The following is a 1,469-nucleotide window of genomic DNA, read 5'->3' on the forward strand; positions in this document are numbered from 1 at the left end:
TAGCGGTAGCGAATCCCGGGGTGCCCCCAGGAATCAATCATCTAGTCCGGGAGGCGGAAACCGGCCCCGACTCCCCCACGGGCATCCACGTCCTTGAGGACGGCATCCATGGTGCGCGAGGCGGTCGGCATGAACAGCTGCCCCTGCAGCGGCGACTGGCAGGCCAGGCGGTGGTCCGGCAGCACGCCACCGGAGATCATGCCCACCATGCGGTCACCCGCCAGCAGCGGCGCACCGGAATCGCCCATCATGGCGCAGACCTGCGTGATGTGGACCTCCTCGTCGGCGGCCCACACGTGGCCGCAGGTGTGGCCGGTGGCCACACCCTGCTTGCACAGGACCTGCCCCGGCCCGACCGGGCCCCCGACGCTGTTGACCGTCACGCCGTTGTAGGTGCGTGTGAGCTCGGCGTTCGAGCCCAGCTCCACGACCGAGTAATCATGGACCTGGTTGGTGGTGACGACCGTGCCGGTGGGGCCGACCTGCCAAGAATCGGCGGACCAGACCTGGTCGCCCGGCTGACCACAGTGACCGGCGGTGAGGCCGACCTTCCGGCCCTGCGCGTCCGTGCCCACCACACCGAGGGTGCACATCATGTTGTCACCCAGGTAGATCGGGGTCCCGGGGCCGTAGAGGGAGGCGTCCTGGTTCTGCACGACCATGGACTCCTCCGGGATGCGCGGCGCGTCGAACCAGGAACCCGGCACGCGGTGCAGGACCCACTCATCGAAGGGCTTGCCGGCCATGGTCTTGGCGACCGGATCATTGTGCCAGCGGTAGTTCGGATCCAGGGGGACAGCATCCTCCTCGACGAAACGCCCGCGCATCTCGTCGGTGATCTCCACCTGGTCGACGTACCGGGTGCCCGCCACGGTGGCGGAGTTGTCCTCCACAGTCTCCGATTCACCCAGCTTCGTGTTGGGGACATGGTCCACGATCGCCTGGTCCACTGCATCGGTGAGGGCGGTGTCCACCGCCGGGGCCTGCACGCCGAAAGCAGCCAGCTGGCCCCGAACCTGGTTGACCACGTCGGCGGAAGCGACCTCCACCTGACCGCTGGGCTGCTGGGCCTGCTCAACCTGCGGGTTCTCCAGCTCCACGGCCTCGGGGGTTGCCGGAGCGTCGACTGCACCGGAGGCCGGTGCCGCGAGCAGTACCGCCCCCGTCAGCATCGTTGCAGTCATGATATTTCTAACGCGGGAGTGCCGTCGCATGTGAGGTGGGGCCCTTCTGGTGGTGCTCAAACGAATACCTCAACATCATGCCACGGCACCCCCGAACCGGCAGGTGGGCATGAATGTCGTGTCCGAATGGTTACCAGCCTGCCAGGTTCACCTTCAGGGCCGGCTGGCTCCCGTTGATGCTGACGGCGGTATTCATCCGGCAGCCGCCCTGAAAACCAGGATGGGGTGCGGACCGAACCTCTTGAGTCCTAAGGGTCGTTGCAACACTTTCCGATGAGAAAGGAT

Annotated in this window: 1 protein-coding gene; it reads right to left on the reverse strand. The window is 66.5% G+C overall.

Annotated features, from left to right (window positions below; all coding sequences use genetic code 11):
* Positions 1 to 41: 41 nt before the first annotated feature.
* A complete protein-coding gene (locus NYP18_RS15285) occupies positions 42 to 1,214 on the reverse strand; it encodes a S1 family peptidase (protein ID WP_439648109.1) in 1,173 nt (390 codons plus the stop codon).
* Between the last annotated feature and the right edge of the window lie 255 nt (positions 1,215 to 1,469).

This window comes from Corynebacterium lemuris, assembly GCF_024919295.1.
GTDB lineage: Bacteria > Actinomycetota > Actinomycetes > Mycobacteriales > Mycobacteriaceae > Corynebacterium > Corynebacterium lemuris.

Coding starts and splice junctions, on each gene's coding strand:
- NYP18_RS15285 (WP_439648109.1), bottom strand. CDS start 1,214: ATGCGACGGCACTCCCGCGTTAGAAATATCATGACTGCAACGATGCTG.